This is a genomic window from Synechococcus sp. O70.1 (assembly GCF_047462215.1).
Lineage (GTDB): Bacteria > Cyanobacteriota > Cyanobacteriia > Thermostichales > Thermostichaceae > Thermostichus.
On the sequence record NZ_JANSIT010000015.1, the window covers coordinates 16,343 to 29,469 of the forward strand.

The 13,127-nt window shown below is 60.0% G+C and carries 18 protein-coding genes; 13 read left to right on the forward strand and 5 right to left on the reverse strand.

Annotated features, from left to right (window positions below; translation table 11 throughout):
• Positions 1–30 precede the first annotated feature (30 nt).
• On the reverse strand, positions 31–327 hold the full coding sequence (locus tag NW833_RS09065; protein ID WP_414394512.1) for a hypothetical protein: 297 nt from the start codon (positions 325–327) through the stop codon (positions 31–33).
• A 301-nt stretch (positions 328–628) separates the two neighbouring features.
• On the opposite strand from NW833_RS09065, the gene NW833_RS09070 reads away from it, so the two are divergent.
• The 3 genes from NW833_RS09070 to NW833_RS09080 are packed head-to-tail and all read left to right on the forward strand — an operon-like array spanning position 629 to position 2,682.
• Positions 629–958 (forward strand): phasin family protein, encoded by a 330-nt coding sequence (locus NW833_RS09070; protein ID WP_414394511.1) that lies wholly within the window; start codon positions 629–631, stop codon positions 956–958.
• A 48-nt stretch (positions 959–1,006) separates the two neighbouring features.
• Complete coding sequence (gene leuD, locus NW833_RS09075; protein ID WP_414394509.1) at positions 1,007–1,612, forward strand: 3-isopropylmalate dehydratase small subunit; 606 nt, start codon at positions 1,007–1,009, stop codon at positions 1,610–1,612.
• Positions 1,591–2,682, forward strand: a complete 1,092-nt coding sequence (locus NW833_RS09080; protein WP_414412260.1) for an SAM-dependent methyltransferase — start codon at positions 1,591–1,593, stop codon at positions 2,680–2,682. Before leuD ends, NW833_RS09080 begins: the two co-directional genes overlap by 22 nt.
• On the opposite strand, the gene NW833_RS09085 is transcribed toward NW833_RS09080, so the two are convergent.
• The gene (locus NW833_RS09085; protein WP_414412261.1) at positions 2,658–2,852 is read right to left on the reverse strand and encodes a hypothetical protein; all 195 of its coding nucleotides are present in this window, start codon (positions 2,850–2,852) and stop codon (positions 2,658–2,660) included. The genes NW833_RS09080 and NW833_RS09085 overlap by 25 nt on opposite strands.
• A gap of 133 nt (positions 2,853–2,985) precedes the next feature.
• Between NW833_RS09085 and NW833_RS09090 the strand changes: the two genes are divergently transcribed.
• Both NW833_RS09090 and NW833_RS09095 read left to right on the forward strand, forming a co-directional pair.
• Positions 2,986–3,219, forward strand: coding sequence for a hypothetical protein (locus NW833_RS09090; protein WP_414394500.1), 234 nt, complete (start codon positions 2,986–2,988; stop codon positions 3,217–3,219).
• Positions 3,220–3,279: 60 nt separating this feature from the next.
• A complete protein-coding gene (locus tag NW833_RS09095; RefSeq protein WP_414394497.1) occupies positions 3,280–3,705 on the forward strand; it encodes an NfeD family protein in 426 nt (141 codons plus the stop codon).
• Between the two features lie 20 nt (positions 3,706–3,725).
• Here the strand turns inward: NW833_RS09095 and ndk are convergent, their stop codons facing one another.
• The 3 genes from ndk to NW833_RS09110 form a co-directional block, all read right to left on the reverse strand.
• Entirely contained in the window at positions 3,726–4,181 is a 456-nt protein-coding gene (ndk, locus tag NW833_RS09100) for a nucleoside-diphosphate kinase (protein WP_414394494.1), read from the reverse strand.
• Positions 4,182–4,269: 88 nt separating this feature from the next.
• On the reverse strand, positions 4,270–4,941 hold the full coding sequence (locus tag NW833_RS09105; protein WP_414412262.1) for a HupE/UreJ family protein: 672 nt from the start codon (positions 4,939–4,941) through the stop codon (positions 4,270–4,272).
• Between the two features lie 49 nt (positions 4,942–4,990).
• Positions 4,991–5,503, reverse strand: coding sequence for a hypothetical protein (locus NW833_RS09110; RefSeq protein ID WP_414394490.1), 513 nt, complete (start codon positions 5,501–5,503; stop codon positions 4,991–4,993).
• A 66-nt stretch (positions 5,504–5,569) separates the two neighbouring features.
• On the opposite strand from NW833_RS09110, the gene NW833_RS09115 reads away from it, so the two are divergent.
• The 8 genes from NW833_RS09115 to NW833_RS09150 all read left to right on the forward strand — a co-directional run bounded on the left by NW833_RS09115 (position 5,570) and on the right by NW833_RS09150 (position 13,112).
• A complete protein-coding gene (locus NW833_RS09115) occupies positions 5,570–5,890 on the forward strand; it encodes an MGMT family protein (RefSeq protein ID WP_414394488.1) in 321 nt (106 codons plus the stop codon).
• A 107-nt stretch (positions 5,891–5,997) separates the two neighbouring features.
• The gene (locus NW833_RS09120; RefSeq protein WP_414412263.1) at positions 5,998–8,055 is read left to right on the forward strand and encodes a bifunctional metallophosphatase/5'-nucleotidase; all 2,058 of its coding nucleotides are present in this window, start codon (positions 5,998–6,000) and stop codon (positions 8,053–8,055) included.
• A gap of 109 nt (positions 8,056–8,164) precedes the next feature.
• Complete coding sequence (locus NW833_RS09125) at positions 8,165–8,692, forward strand: hypothetical protein (RefSeq protein ID WP_414412264.1); 528 nt, start codon at positions 8,165–8,167, stop codon at positions 8,690–8,692.
• 40 nt (positions 8,693–8,732) lie between these two features.
• Positions 8,733–9,191, forward strand: a complete 459-nt coding sequence (locus NW833_RS09130; RefSeq protein WP_414405948.1) for a GUN4 domain-containing protein — start codon at positions 8,733–8,735, stop codon at positions 9,189–9,191.
• Positions 9,192–9,204: 13 nt separating this feature from the next.
• A complete protein-coding gene (locus NW833_RS09135; RefSeq protein WP_414412265.1) occupies positions 9,205–9,912 on the forward strand; it encodes a DUF1995 family protein in 708 nt (235 codons plus the stop codon).
• Positions 9,913–10,165: 253 nt separating this feature from the next.
• Positions 10,166–10,654, forward strand: coding sequence for a Fe-S cluster assembly sulfur transfer protein SufU (gene sufU, locus NW833_RS09140; RefSeq protein WP_414405950.1), 489 nt, complete (start codon positions 10,166–10,168; stop codon positions 10,652–10,654).
• Positions 10,655–10,865: 211 nt separating this feature from the next.
• Positions 10,866–11,459 (forward strand): hypothetical protein, encoded by a 594-nt coding sequence (locus NW833_RS09145; RefSeq protein ID WP_414412266.1) that lies wholly within the window; start codon positions 10,866–10,868, stop codon positions 11,457–11,459.
• 129 nt (positions 11,460–11,588) lie between these two features.
• Positions 11,589–13,112, forward strand: a complete 1,524-nt coding sequence (locus NW833_RS09150; RefSeq protein WP_414412267.1) for a S10 family peptidase — start codon at positions 11,589–11,591, stop codon at positions 13,110–13,112.
• Positions 13,113–13,127 lie beyond the last annotated feature (15 nt).

Here is a 13,127-nt window from a genome sequence, read left to right on the forward strand (position 1 = left end):
AGTTGGGGATGACGGCAAGATCGCTGGTGTCTAGGCGTTGGGTTGGGCCGGCTGGCTAGGCTGGGAGCGATCGATGGTGCGGTAGGTGAGGCTGGCTGCTACCTCTAGGGCTTTGGCAGCGTCGCGGAAGTAAAACCCCAGCTCCTCATCTTTCTCCGTGCGGTTGGGCTTATTGAGCTTGGCCTTGAACTGCACATTGCAATACATGGCCAACCCCACCAAAACCTCGGACAAACCATGCTGGTTGATCAACCGTTCCAGATCCGTAAGCAGGCTTTTGATCAGGGCATTGGCTACCGGTTCTGGCAAACTGTCCAGGTCGTGCATTGGGTTTCCTCAGCAAACGAGATAGTAGTGGGATCCCGGTCCCTTACTCCTGATCTTCCCGCATCTTTTGGGGAATGCTCAACGCTATTGCCAGCGCTTTGGCGTTTTCACTGAGGGCAAGGATTCCTGCAGGCGCTCCGCGCTGCCAGCAACAGTTCTGGGCCGAAGCCCAAGTACTCTTTTGAGTTGGCAGAGGCCATTTGTTATGATGGCAGAAACCGTCCCGAAGAAGGGGGCTGGAAATCCGGTCTTTGGTCATGGAGACCCGTGCCGTTGGTCAAGCGTTCTCGGGAGGGCAGCATTGGACAACAACAGTATCTTACGTCAGCTCTTGCTCGTGGGCGTTGGCACCACTACGCTGCTAGCGGAGCAGTTGAAGAAGGCTGCCGATGAGCTGGTGCAAAAGGGGCAGCTTAGCTCAGAAGAGGCCTCTAACCTCCTCAACAACCTGCTCAACCAGGTGAAATCTGAACAGAGCAACCTGGAATCCTACGTGCAGCGGCAGGTGCGCAACGTTTTGCAGGACTTAGGCGTGCCTTGCCAGTCGGAAATGGACGAGCTGCGCGGGCGGTTGGATCGCCTGGAGCGACAAGTGCGCAACTTGGAGAACCAGCTCTATCGCCGCTTCTGACCGTTAGCCAATCTCTAGGCTGAGGCTGAAGTTCTCGCAAGAGTTTGCATGGCAAGCGAAGTTTTAAGCATCACAGGCCGAGGGATCCCGCTGGTGGGCAATGACATTGACACCGACCGGATCATCCCGGCCCGCTTCCTCAAATGCGTCACCTTTGATGGCTTGGGCCAGCACGTGTTTGCTGACGACCGCGCCCAGGCGGCTGGCCAGCACCCCTTTGACCTGCCTCAGTACCAGGGTGCGGAGATTCTACTGGTCAACGCCAACTTTGGCTGTGGCTCCAGTCGAGAGCATGCCCCCCAAGCCCTGGCCAAGTGGGGGATTCGAGCCCTCATTGGCGAAAGCTTTGCCGAGATCTTTTTCGGCAACTGCCTGACTCTAGGGATCCCCTGTGTCACAGCGCCTGCGAGCGTGATTCAAACTCTCCAAGAGGCAGTGGCCAGAAACCCAGAGCTCCAGTTAACGCTGGATCTCCTCAACAAACAGGTGCGCTGGGAAGACAAAGCCGCCGCCGTCGAGATCCCCCAGGGGGCTTGGCAGATGCTGGTGCAGGGCACTTGGGATGCCACGGCGCAGCTGCTAGCTGCCCGCGACCGCATTCAGGAGGTAGCTGCCTCTTTGCCCTACCTGCGATGGCAGCGAGGAGCCCGCTGAGCAGGTCGCTTTCCCCTGCTACCCACCAGTGGCTGGGCAGCGCTGACCCAAAGTTTCTGGATCTGGCAAGGCGGGAAATCGTGGCTGCGGATCCAGAGGCCGTCGTCCAGCTCCTTCCCGAGGCCACGGGTTTGATGTGGGTGTGCAGCCGGCGTTCCTTTGCCGACCTTGCCCAGAGCTGGCAGGCCAACCCACCTATTTTTTTGCGCCACATCTGTCCCATCCAGCGGGAGCTTTGGCTGGACGAGGGATCCCTGGCAGGACTCCGCCTAGATGAAGAGCTGCTGGCCGCCATCAACCCGGCCCTCAGCTTTTCCGTACAGACGCGCCTATTTGGCAAGCTCAACTTCAAGCCCTTTCAGATCAACGAAGCCCTGGCAGCCCAGGTAGTGGCGGCAGTGGGATCGCCGCTGCAGGTCAGGGATCCCCAACAGGTGATCTCGGTGGTGATCCTGGCTAACTCGACAGGGATCCGAGTTTGGCTAGGCTTGTCGCTGGCTGAGCAAAACCTCTCCAACTGGGCGGGCGGCATCCATCGCTTCCGCCGCGATCCCGGTCAGATTAGCCGCTCTGAGTTCAAGTTGCTGGAAGCCATCCAGGTGTTCCACATCCCTTTGCAGCCAGGAGGGCGGGCTTTAGATCTGGGGGCAGCACCAGGGGGATGGTCGCGCATCCTGCGCCTCTACGGGCAGGAGGTAACAGCGGTGGATCCGGCGGCATTGGACGAGCGTCTCCACTCCGATGCCGGCATTTGTTACCATCGCCTCAGCGCTCAAGCCTACCTGGCCCGCTGTAGGGAGCGGTTTCACCTCATCCTCAACGACATGCGCCTGGATGGCCGCACCTCTGCCCACCTGATGACAGCCTTTGCCCCTCATCTGGAGCCAGAGGGGGCAGCCCTGATGACCTTAAAACTTCCCTCCCGCCGCCGCCTGCGGGTGCTGCAGCAAACGCTCGATATCCTAAGCGGTACCTTTGCCGTGGTGAGGGCACGCCACCTGTTCTATAACCGCAGCGAAGTCACCCTCTACTTGCGAAAGGGAGCTCAATCGGCGGTTTCCACTACCTGAATTTCCCGGTGCAGCACCTTCTCGCGGATGGACTCTAGCAAGCGCAGCTCCTCGGGGGAGATTTTGCCATCGGAGCGGATAGCGCTGACGATTTGCTCCAACTCGGTGCGGGTTAACTTCTTATCTTCTAGGGCCTGCTCTACTAGGGCCTGCAGTTGTGCAAACTCCATGGAATTGCTGCTCCTCTTGAGCAGCTCTCCTCACCCCCTCTACCCTATCCCCGCCAGCTCTGATCCCCGGCAAGCGCAAGATTCTCTTCAGGTATCCTAAAGAAAAGATGAAACCGCAGGAGAGGAAGACTCTATGGCTGGCCCGGATCCCCAAAGCTTTGAGCACGACTGCGCCACGCTGTGCCGGGATGGATGTGTCCTGGGCGAGGCCTGCCCCCACCGAGAGGCAGCCCGTCGAGCGGTGGACTTCATCATGAATACAGACTGGGAGACGCTCATGCGGCTTGCCGAGTCCAGGAACCTGCCCAAGACTCCTCCCCAGGAAGATCCCTTGCAGTTTTTGGAGAACTACCGCCTAGGCGGCTAGTCCCTGCCCAGCCTCCAGGTGCCGCGGCTCATAATAAACGTAGTGGGATCCTTGGGCTCTATGGTATGGCCTTGGCTTGCCTTTGGCTTGCTTCTGGTTGCCTCTGAGCTGTTTTTGCCGGGACTGGTGGCTGGTCCAACGGGTGTGGCGGCGCTGGGAACTGCTCTTTTGGCTTATTGGGGGCTGCCGGTTTGGGCCCAGTTCTTGGCCTGGGTGCTGCTCTCGATTGCGCTGATCCTCCTCAGCCGACGCCTGGTACCTAAGGGCCCGGCCCAGTTGGAGGATATCCTGCAAGAATCGCGGGAAGCGCGGGCAGTTACAGCCATTCCGCCAGGGAAGCAGGGGCGAGTCTCCTATCTTGGCTCCACCTGGAACGCCAAATGCAGTATTCCTGACGTGGAGATCCAACCCGGCCAGGAGGTATACGTGGTCGATCGCAAGGGCAATACCCTCATTGTGATGCCAACCCAGCTGTTTGAATCTTGAGGCTTGGAGCTCTCTGGCATTTAGGGCTCCTCATAAATCCAGCTTTGGGCAGCAGGGATCCAGTTCACCAGCTCGGAATCTCGGAACCAGAGGGCAATCTCTCGCTGGGCGGTTTCCGGGCCATCAGAGCCATGGACAAGGTTGCGGCCAATGTCAATACCAAAGTCGCCGCGGATGGTGCCCGGCTCGGCTTCTAGGGGATTGGTTTTGCCGATTAGCTTACGAGCAGCAGCAATCACCCCTTTGCCCTGCCAAACCATAGCCACCACCGGCCCCGAGGTAATAAACTTTACCAAACTGGGGAAGAAGGGGCGCTCCCTGTGTTCAGCATAGTGGGCTTCTGCCAGCTCTTGGCTTACCTGCACCAGCTTCAGGCCTACCAATTGGTAGCCCCGACTTTCCAGGCGCTGGATGATGGTGCCCACTAGACCCCGCTGCACGCCGTCCGGCTTGATGGCGATAAAGGTGCGCTCCATGGGATCTCCCCTTTTTGTTACCTATCTTCACCGTTATCCTTGTACCGGATCGGGGATCCCGAGCGCAAGGGAGCAAAATTAGTGCTTTTTACGCGCCCACCACTGCCAAGATCAGGAAGGCAGCCCCCACCACTGTAATCGCCCAGCCGGCCCAGCGAGTTAAGCCAGGGATCCGCAACCCCCAGCGTTCTGCTGCCCAAAGGGCCAGGAGAGCTACCCCATACTGGACGGTGCTCAACCCCAGTAGATATCCCACCCAAGGCATGGGTTGGGCGCCGATAATGGTTTCGGCGTAGGCATAGCCATGGAATAGCCCCGCCAGGGATCCCCCTATTAGCAAGAGCCAACTGGGGATCTGCCGCGGTTGCACCAGCAGCAAGCCGAAGAGAACCACGGAAGAGGCAATGGCCAGCTCCGTCAGTCCCAGGGGATCCCAGCCGGCCAGGTGGATCCCAGTGCCCACCAGACCTGCCAACACAAAGCCCAAAGGGATCCCGTAGCGCCAGGGCTGCCCCGCCGCCACAAGACCGATGGCCACGACGAAGGCCAGGTGATCCAAGCCAATGACAGGGTGAGCCAGCCCGGAGAGAAATCCCTCCCAGGCCGTTGCAGGCAGTTTCCCTCCCAGGGCGTGGTGGGCAAAAGCCGGCGAAAAAAACCCCGTAACTGCCAGTGCACCCCCAGCAGCGGCAAAGCTGGGGATCCCTTCCTTCCGCCACCGCCTAAGCGGCGATGGGACTTGCTGCCACAGCCAAGACATGCTTTTGGACCTCCCTGAGTTCTCTCAATAGCTGCCCAGATCTCCCAGTCTAGGGGCGCTCTCTGTACCCCTGCAGATTTTCCGGCTCAAACTGGCGCAAAATCCGCGTGGCCTCGCGGAGGCGGGTTTCATTCTCTTCCTCCACAATGAGTACGTACTTACCCGCATTGAGGCGGTTGCGGTAGGCCAAGGCATCGCCGGAGCCACTGGTCAGGCCCACCCCGCCCCCCACAAAAAAGCTGCCCATGGCCCCGCCCAGCGCACCCAACAGGCCGCCGATCAGATGGTTGCCTATAGGTCCCGCCCAGGCAAAGGTATCCAAACCACTCAAGACGCTGAACCCCACCCCAGCCAAAAAGCCAAAGGGCACTAGCCAAATGGCCAGGCGCTGCATCTGGCGGCGCGCGGCTTGGGCCGGGTCGATTAGCCCAAACTCATCCGCAGTTTTGTAGCCTCGCCCCAGTAGGTGCAATCGCTCCAGGGGGAAACCGGCCTGTTCCAGGGCGCTGTAGGCCGCCTCGGCAGCCAGGCGATCCGGCAGTACCGCAATTAGGTAGCTCATAGGTTAAAGGGTCGGTGCCCGTCATCAGCCAATTCCATTGTCTACAGAGTTTAGGGAGGGATCCCTGTGAGCCTCTACCAGCGCTTCTATGAAGTCGTGCGGCGGATCCCGCCGGGGCGTGTAGCTACCTATGGGCAGGTGGCGCGGCTTGCCGGCTGTCCTGGCTATGCCCGACAGGTGGGCTATGCCCTGTTTCGCCTGCAAGGTCAAGAGACCGACATCCCCTGGCATCGGGTAATCAACGCCCAAGGGCGCATTTCCTACTCCCCCTTTCGCCTTGGCTACGACGACTTGCAAAAAGTCCTACTCCAAGCTGAAGGGATCCCCTTTGACGCCGAAGGTCGGGTGGATCTGCAGCAGTTTGGCTGGGATCCCCGGGAAGCTTAACCTGCGCTTGACCTAACCTTAAACAGGTCATAGCGAAATCTCCTGTCCAGCCTTGGTAACGTGAATGCGGATGCGTCCTCTCTTGGGGATGGAGTGAAGGAATTGTCATGAAACCAGCTTGTCGTGCTCGAGGGGCTGCCCCTGCTGAGGGAGGGCTTCCAGCTTGGCTGAACGCTCTGGCCAAGTTCCTGAGGGTTGGGCTGTGCTGCTTGCTGCTGAGCCTGGCCAGCGCCTGCGGTACCACCGACAGTAGCTCAGTTCCTCCAGCCGGCGGCGGGGCAGGGTTTATCGCCTCAGATCCCAACGTTAGGCTCTCCTCTCAGCCGCCCGCTTTTACCCTGCAAATCCTACATGCCAGCGACTTGGAAGCCTCGATCGCTGCCGTACAAGATGCGCCGCGCTTCTCGGCGGTGGTGAACGCTCTGCGCCCCCAATTCCCAAATACGGTGGTGCTCTCCAGTGGCGACAACTACATTCCCAGCCCCTTCTACAACGCCAGCGCGGATCCCTCGCTGCGGGGCCGGTATGACCGCACCCCTGGCAAAGCCGACATGGAAATCCTCAACGCTATCGGTTTTGAGGCGGCTGCCTTTGGCAACCACGAGTTTGACCAAGGCACGCGCCAAATTCGCGACTTGATCCGACCCGACACCAGCCGCGGCTACGCAGGTGCCCGCTTTCCCTATTTGAGCGCCAACCTCAGCTTCAGCGGCACTGGCGAGTTGGCCAGCTCTGACTTCGCTGCCGATGGCCAAGAGGCCAGCTCCATCCGCGGCAAGATCGTCAAGACAGCGGTGATTACCGTGGGAGGAGAGCGAATTGGCCTGGTGGGGGCCACGACCACGCGCCTAGCTGCTATTTCTAGCCCCGGCCCTGAGGTGAGGGTGGAAGGCAGGGTGGACGACACCGACCAGGTCAATGCTGCCCTCATCCAAAACTTCGTTAACCAACTCACTGCGCAGGGCATCAATAAGATCATTCTCCTAGCCCACCTGCAGCAACTCCAGAATGAGGTGACCCTGGCCACCCAGCTGCGGGATGTCGATGTCATCATTGCGGGTGGCTCCCACCGCGTCCTTGCCAAGCCCACTGACCGCCTGCGCCCTGAGGATGTGCGCACGGGCGACTACCCCATTCTGCGCACCTCGGCTAGCGGTCAACCGGTGGCAGTGGTGAACACCGGCGCCAACTACCGTTACGTGGGCCGCTTGGTGGTTAGCTTCGACGCCAACGGGGTGATTGCCCGCATCGATCCGGTGAGCGGCGCCTACGCCACTGATGACCAAGGGGTGGCAGCCGTGCGCGGCACTCCCAATCCCGAGGTGGTGCGGATCGCCAACGAAATCGGCAGCATCATCCGCGCCAAGGATGGCCGTACCTTTGGCTCTACCACCCAATTCCTCAACGGCTTGCGGGCCGAGGTGCGCACTGAGGAAACCAACTTGGGCAACCTCACGGCCGATGCCAACTTGGCCTACGCCAGAACTGTTGACCCCACCACCGTCATCTCCCTCAAAAACGGCGGCGGCATTCGCGCTCCCATTGGAGCTACCACCGGCGGCGGCGGCGGCGAGCCAGTACGGCGGATCCCTCCGGTGGCCAACCCTGAGGCTGGCAAGCAGGCGGGCCAAATTTCGCAATTGGATATTGAAACTGCCCTTGCTTTCAACAACGGCCTGTCCTTGGTGACTGTCACCGCCGAGGAGCTCAAGCAGATAGTAGAACATGGGGTGGCCCAAACCCAGCCGGGAGCTACACCAGGCCGCTTCCCGCAAATTGGCGGCTTTGCCTTCAGCTTCGATCCCTCGCGGCCACCGGGATCCCGCGTCATCTCCCTGCGGGTGGATACGCCCAGGGGCCCGGATGTGGTGGTGCGCAACGGCCAGTTGCAGGGAGATCCCCGCCGTACCTTCCGCATGGTGACGCTGGACTTCTTGGCCAACGGTGGGGATGACTATCCCTTCCCGCGCCTGTCCAACCCCAACCGGGTGAACTTGGCCCCCGGCTCCGGCCTCACCTTCGATACCCCTGGCAGCGAGCAGGACGCTCTGGCTCGGTACTTGCGGCAGATCGGCGTGTTTACTCAAGCCGACACCCCGGCTGCCCAGGATACCCGCATCCAGAACCTCTCGGTGCGCCAGGATACGGTGCTGCAGGGTTTGTAGTCGGAGCCGGTTCAGGCACGCTGCCCCTTCCCTAGGTGGGGAGGGGGTTAGCGTTGGATTGGAATTACACTACTATCGAGCAAAGCCCACCTTCCCTCCTCTCGCCCTCATGACCCTGGAAACGTTTTTTACTCAGCTCAACGACAACGGCTCGACGATTGCCCTCTTGCTCTTTGCTGCCCCCTGGTTGGTTTGGGTTCTCTGTCACTGGATCCCTGGGCAGTGGGAAGAGCCGTTTCTGCTCAGCCTAAACCTCGGCTTGGCAGCGGTAAGCCTTGTCCTCTGGGCGGGTTACTTGGCCTACGCCACCAACACAGCCGGCTGGGCAGCGGTGGTGAAGCAGGCGAATATGTTCCTGTTGCTGGTGCCTCCTTACTATTTCCTCGCCTCCATCTGGGTGGCCCGCCAGCGCATGCCCCTCTCGCGGGTGCCAGCTTTTCGCACGCTGCAAGGGATCGGCCTTTTAGCGGCAACCTATCTGATTTTTTCTTGGCTCAGCCGCCGGGTTTATGTTGTCTTCTTTTCCCGCCTACCCTTCTCGACTTTCCTGTGGATCCTGGCGGGGCTGTTGGGGGTAGCCTACATTGGCTATCGCCTCCTCCTCGGGGATCCACCCCGGTACCCGCCCGAAAGCTGAGGGGACTAAGATATCGAGGAAGACCTTAGGCAGCTGGGCAATGGTAACCGTCCCTCTGATCTCAGCCCTGAACATCGACTACCGGCCTTTGCAGGAGTTGTTGTCGGCGGGAGCCTGGCGGGAGGCGGATCGCCTAAGTCTGCAACTATTGTGTCGCGCAGCAGGAGAGGGGGCAGTGCGGCGGGGCTGGCTGTATTTTTCCGAGGTGAGCCGGATCCCGGCAGAGGATCTGCGCACCATCGATCGCCTCTGGCGGGCAGCTTCCGGAGATCGCTTTGGCTACTCGGTGCAGCGGCAGCTATGGCTGGGGGTAAATCGCAATTGGGAGCGCTTTTGGTCGCTCATTGGCTGGAAGCAAGGCTACCACTGGACCCGCTACCCTGACGAGTTTACCTGGGATCTGTCTGCGCCCAAGGGCCACCTGCCCCTTTCCAACCAACTGCGTGGGGTGCGGGTGTTGGAGGAGTTACTCACCCACAGGGCTTGGGAAGAATCTTAAGTTGGATTGACCTGTGACCGAGCACCTACAACTAGCCCAATTTCCTAATTTACCTGTCGACCTAGCCCAGGCCTGTGAGCAGGCCATCCAGGCCACACAGCTGGCCATACAAGCAGGGTATCGCCGCCTGCTCATCGAGATCCTCGCTCCGGAGATTAAGCCAGAAGTCTTGGCTCGTCCGTTCTTGCAGTTGCTCCAGCCACCGGCCTTGGTGTTGTTTAGTGATGCCGGCGGAGCAGCGCTGGCCCAGCGGGAGTGGGGATCCCTGCCCGAAGGAGTGGAACTGCAGAGCCTAACGGCCCGTACCCAACCCACGCCAGACCAGAGCCTTCTCTTCGTCATGCCCGCCGTCTACAACTTGGATCAGGTGGAGCGAGTTTGCCAGGCGGTCAGCAGCAGGGATCCCAAGCCCGTTGTTCTCCTCAACCCGCAGCTCCAGGATGCGGCCACGGTAGGAGTAGGGTTAGCCGGTCGGCGGCTGCGCCAACGCTTCCTGAGTACCTTTGAGACCAGCTACTACCTGCGCTCGCTGGCGGAAGGGGCGCTGTTTCGCGCCTATCCGGATCCCTGGAGCGTGTGGCAGCAGGAGGAGTCCGGCCTCTACAGCGTCCTCCAGACCTTTAGAGCCCGGCCCAGTGGCGAAGAAGTGGCCGAGCTGTTCCAGGCTCGCCGAAAAGGAACTCCCTGGTGGAGCTGGCGGCGCTGGTTGGGATTCCTCTGAAAGCCGTTTGCGGCCCCGACTAGACCTCTGCTGGTTCTAGCCGACTGTAAGCCCCTTGCTGGTTTGGCCACCGACTTAGGCCACAGCTTGTGGGGGAGCCACGCTCCCCAAAGTAGCCTCGCCATGGCTCCTGCCTAAAGCAGATGGGGATTGCCCCCTTTGCAAGCCCAACTTTGCCAGGAGCGAAGTTAAGATTAAGTTAGGCTCCTGAGGTTTTTATCTCTCCGGCCAAAGCGGCGACCTGGGAACAACGATGCCTCTTGACAACCTGCGCGGACTCTATCAACAAGTTATTCTCGAGCGCTACAAAAAGCCTCGCAACTTTGGCAGGGTAAATCCAGTTCATCGCCACCAACGTGGCCACAACCCCTCCTGTGGCGACACCATTGATCTCACTTTGCAACTGGATCCCAACCAGGAGCGGATCGTCGATATCAAATTCGAGGGAGAAGGTTGTGCTATTGCTCTGGCTTCCGCCGATTTGATGGCTGATGCTGTGCGGGGGCGTACCATCCCCGAAGCTCTACAGTTGGTGGAGCGCTTCCAGGCCATGATGCGGGGCGGCGAAGAGTTCCCTCGGGAGTATCGCTCCCTCAATGCCATGAAGGGAGTCGCCCAGTTCCCAGTGCGCATCAAGTGTGCCAACCTGGCTTGGCATGCTCTCAAACATGCGCTGCAATCCCCTGCAACCGATGACTCTGCAGAGGAGCCAGGTTTTGTTAGCAACGAAAGCATTGACTGAATCCTCATGGCTCAAACCGATAAATCTTAACTTGCAGTGAGACCTTAGCTGCCCCAAGAGCACAGGAGGAGGCAACTAGAACTGCTCAAAGTTGAAGGCAAGGCTGCTCGGCTCGGAAAAAGAGCCGGAACTTTGACTGGATAAAATGTAGAGGAAACAGGCTGGCTAGCGCGGAAGGGTTGTGAGCCTCTATCTAACAGGGGATTTTGCGATGAGAGCCATTCTAGTAGCAGCCGCAATTGGTTTAACCGGGATCCCTGGGCTAGTCTCTTTGCCGGTGAAGGCGCAGGCCCTTTTCGAGTTGGGAACCTACCGCCTTGATCAGGGGACCATTATCCCCGTCGGCAGCCTCAGCAGCGAAGGACCGCAGTACTTTTATCCAGATACCCTCTATCCCCTGGAGGTGGCTGTTACTGAGAACATTTTCGACAGCCAGGGGCGTTTAGTAATCCCAGCCGGCAGTCGCGTTTTCGGACAAATGGAGCCAGCCCCCGGTGGATCCCGCTTTGTGGCCACCTCCATTGTCCTTGGCGGTCGCACCTATAGCCTGCGGGCTTCTTCCAGTGTCCTTCCCGACGAGAAGGATCCCCGGCAGTACACACCTAGGGCCATTGCCGAAGATGCGGCTATCGGGGCAGCCGCCGGCGTGTTGCTGGGGGCCCTCACAGGCAACCTCTCGCCAGGTAACGTTCTGGGGGGCGCGGTAGCTGGAGTGGTGGTGGGCAATGTTACCGCTCCCCGGGTGGTGGTGCTGCGTCCTGGTCAGTCTTTTTATTTGACCTTAGAAGCTCCGCTGGCTTTGTAGGATTGGTGGACGTTGCTTCATCTAGCCAGCTAGGGGATCCCTCTAGCCCAGTGGTAGGGGGAAGCTAAAGGCAGCGCAAGCCCCGGCATTTACGCCCAGCGCTCTGCCCCAATGGAGGAACCTCAGACTATGGCAGCAGAACCCAAGTCCACCCCTGCCCTGCACGTTACTGAGCACATCTTTACCGCTGGCGGAGAGCCCTTCCCCTACAAGGCCTTGGCTGGCTGGCAAAGGCTCTTCCGCCGAGAAAAGCCCGTAGCAGAGATCTTCCACGTCGCCTATTTGCAGCAGGACTCTGACCCCCAGCACCGCCCTCTTACCTTCGTTTTCAATGGAGGGCCAGGGGCCGCCTCTGCCTATCTGCACATGGGATCCCTGGGGCCAAAACGCATCCGCTTTGGGCCCAACGGCAGTCTGCCGCCCTCGCCAGTGCAACTGGTGGATAACGCCGAAAGTTGGCTGCCCTTTACCGACCTAGTTTTTGTTGATCCAGTAGGAACCGGCTTTAGCCGCGCCCTCACCGAAGACTCCCAATCCTCCAAAGCGTCCCAGGAAGCAACGGCAACCTCTGCCCCCAAGCCTGCTCCGCTGCAGGACAAGGAGGAGCCTCCCAAAGAAGCGCCCTTCTGGGATGTGGAGCGGGATCTCCAGTCCTTGGGCGAGTTTATCCAGGGCTTCCTCTCGCGCCACAAACGCTGGCTCTCTCCGATTTTTATCGCTGGTGAGAGCTACGGGGGGTTCCGGGTAGCACGGCTGGCCAAGGAGCTGCAGTCCAAGTTTGGCGTGGGCCTCTCAGGGGCGATTCTCATTTCGCCAGCGCTTGAGTTTGGGTTGCTGGAGACCAACGACTACAACCTCAGCACCTGGGCCATGCTTTTCCCTTCCTATGTAGCCACGGCGGCCCATCATGGGCGATGTGGCTGGGGGGAGGATTTGCAGATCCTGCTGCCCAAAGCGGAAAACTTTGCCCGGCAACGTCTGTTGCCTCTTCTGGCCATGGGGGAGGCGATGCCGGAGGCAGAGCGGCAGGCTATCTACGCCGAGATGGCGGCAGGGATCGGCCTGTCGGCGGAGTATGTGGCCCACAAAGGGGGGCGGATCGACCCGGCTAGCTTTGCCCGCGAGCTGTTGCGCTCCCAGCGGCTGGTGTTGGGGCTTTACGACGCTTCTGTAACCACCGTGGATCCCTTTCCGGATCGACCTACCTTCGAGGGATCCGATCCCACCCTGGATGGGATAGATCGCCTGTTTACTGCTGCCATCAACAGTCACCTGCGGGAGACCTTGCAGGTGGAGACGGAGCTAACTTACCACCTCCTCAACCTGGAGGTGTTCAAGTCGTGGCGCTTTACTCCCAAGGGGGAGCTGAAGCAGGGCTTCATTGGCGCCATGGACGAGCTGCGCAGCAGCATGGCCCTCAACCCCCACATGCAGGTGAGCATCCATCACGGCTTTTACGATTTGGTTACGCCCTACTTTGCCTCCAACCACTTGGTGGATTTGATGAAGTTGGATCCCCGCCTCAAGGCCAACCTCCGCTTGCGCCACTACCGCGGCGGCCACATGTTTTACACCTGGGATCCCTCGCGGGCTGAGTGGTTTGCTGAGATGCGCGAGTTCTACCGCCAGGCCACCGCTAGCCTTTCAAGATAGACCGCTACCCCAGGC

What these genes read in the sequence shown, in the direction of transcription:
- NW833_RS09130 (WP_414405948.1), top strand. Translation starts at nt 8,733, where the DNA reads ATGGTAACCGTCCCTCTGATCTCAGCCCTGAACATCGACTACCGGCCT.
- NW833_RS09085 (WP_414412261.1), bottom strand. Translation starts at nt 2,852, where the DNA reads ATGGAGTTTGCACAACTGCAGGCCCTAGTAGAGCAGGCCCTAGAAGAT.
- NW833_RS09110 (WP_414394490.1), bottom strand. Translation starts at nt 5,503, where the DNA reads ATGAGCTACCTAATTGCGGTACTGCCGGATCGCCTGGCTGCCGAGGCG.
- NW833_RS09120 (WP_414412263.1), top strand. Translation starts at nt 5,998, where the DNA reads ATGAAACCAGCTTGTCGTGCTCGAGGGGCTGCCCCTGCTGAGGGAGGG.
- NW833_RS09095 (WP_414394497.1), top strand. Translation starts at nt 3,280, where the DNA reads ATGGTATGGCCTTGGCTTGCCTTTGGCTTGCTTCTGGTTGCCTCTGAG.
- sufU (WP_414405950.1), top strand. Translation starts at nt 10,166, where the DNA reads ATGCCTCTTGACAACCTGCGCGGACTCTATCAACAAGTTATTCTCGAG.
- NW833_RS09105 (WP_414412262.1), bottom strand. Translation starts at nt 4,941, where the DNA reads ATGTCTTGGCTGTGGCAGCAAGTCCCATCGCCGCTTAGGCGGTGGCGG.
- ndk (WP_414394494.1), bottom strand. Translation starts at nt 4,181, where the DNA reads ATGGAGCGCACCTTTATCGCCATCAAGCCGGACGGCGTGCAGCGGGGT.
- NW833_RS09080 (WP_414412260.1), top strand. Translation starts at nt 1,591, where the DNA reads ATGGCAGCGAGGAGCCCGCTGAGCAGGTCGCTTTCCCCTGCTACCCAC.
- leuD (WP_414394509.1), top strand. Translation starts at nt 1,007, where the DNA reads ATGGCAAGCGAAGTTTTAAGCATCACAGGCCGAGGGATCCCGCTGGTG.
- NW833_RS09090 (WP_414394500.1), top strand. Translation starts at nt 2,986, where the DNA reads ATGGCTGGCCCGGATCCCCAAAGCTTTGAGCACGACTGCGCCACGCTG.
- NW833_RS09125 (WP_414412264.1), top strand. Translation starts at nt 8,165, where the DNA reads ATGACCCTGGAAACGTTTTTTACTCAGCTCAACGACAACGGCTCGACG.
- NW833_RS09145 (WP_414412266.1), top strand. Translation starts at nt 10,866, where the DNA reads ATGAGAGCCATTCTAGTAGCAGCCGCAATTGGTTTAACCGGGATCCCT.
- NW833_RS09150 (WP_414412267.1), top strand. Translation starts at nt 11,589, where the DNA reads ATGGCAGCAGAACCCAAGTCCACCCCTGCCCTGCACGTTACTGAGCAC.
- NW833_RS09065 (WP_414394512.1), bottom strand. Translation starts at nt 327, where the DNA reads ATGCACGACCTGGACAGTTTGCCAGAACCGGTAGCCAATGCCCTGATC.